We start from the raw sequence: 985 nt of genomic DNA on the forward strand, positions 1-985 counted from the left end.
TGTCGCTGCACCTGGCCTCCGACGCAGCATCGGCGGCCGTCGACTGGCGCCTGTTCCTGCCCGAAAGCTGGGACCCCGCCTCGCCGAAGGCCGATGAGGCCAAGGTCGCCCGCCGCACCACGTGCGGCATCCCAACCGACGTCGGACACGTGGAGAAATGGCAGCTGGCCCTGGACATGATCGACGAGACCAGGTCGTGGGGCATCGACGTCCCCCTCGTCGTCGCCGACGGCGGCTACGGCGATGCGGCAGCCTTCCGCCTCGGCCTGGAGGAACGCGGCCTTGACTACGCGGTCGGCATCTCCACCACGACCACCGCCCAGCCGGAAGCAGCCAGGCCGCACACCCCGCCCTACGCAGGTCGCGGCCCTCGCCCCCAGCCCGCCTACCCAGAGCCGGCCCAGACGGTGAAGAAGCTGGTCATCGAGGCCGGCAAGCAGGCCGCGAAGCCGGTGCAGTGGCGGGAAGGCTCCCGCCCGGGCAGCGGCCGCAGCGGCTTGAAGCGGATGTACTCGCGGTTCGTGGCCCTGCGGATCAGGCCCGCCGGACGCGAGATCCGCAAGAACACCGACGGACCCGAACTGCCCGTGCGCTGGCTGCTGGCCGAATGGCCCGCCGACCAGCCCGAACCCGTCCAGTTCTGGCTGTCCAACCTGCCCGCCGACACCCCGCTGGCCACCCTGGTCCGCACCGCGAAGCTGCGCTGGCGCATCGAGCACGACTACCGCGAGATGAAACAGGCCCTGGGCCTGGCCCACTTCGAAGGCCGCACCTGGCGAGGCTGGCACCACCACGTCACCCTCGTCTCCGTCGCGCACGCCTTCTGCACCCTCCAGCGCATCACCCGGTCCCCAAAAGAGACGGCGCCGGCCTGAGCCTCTACCGAGTCACCCGCGAACTTCAGCTACTCCTCGCGGCCTGGACCGGCGCCTGCCCCACCTGTCACCGCGACATACCCACAGCGATACCGACCTGACCAAGCACT

1 protein-coding gene is annotated in these 985 nt (G+C 70.6%); it reads left to right on the top strand.

Annotated features, from left to right (window positions below; all coding sequences use genetic code 11):
• On the top strand, nt 1-875 hold an 875-nt coding region (locus SMA5143A_RS42430; RefSeq protein WP_107468092.1), incomplete at its 5' end, for an IS701 family transposase.
• Between the last annotated feature and the right edge of the window lie 110 nt (nt 876-985).

Source organism: Streptomyces sp. MA5143a, assembly GCF_900290235.1.
Taxonomy (GTDB): Bacteria; Actinomycetota; Actinomycetes; order Streptomycetales; family Streptomycetaceae; genus Streptomyces.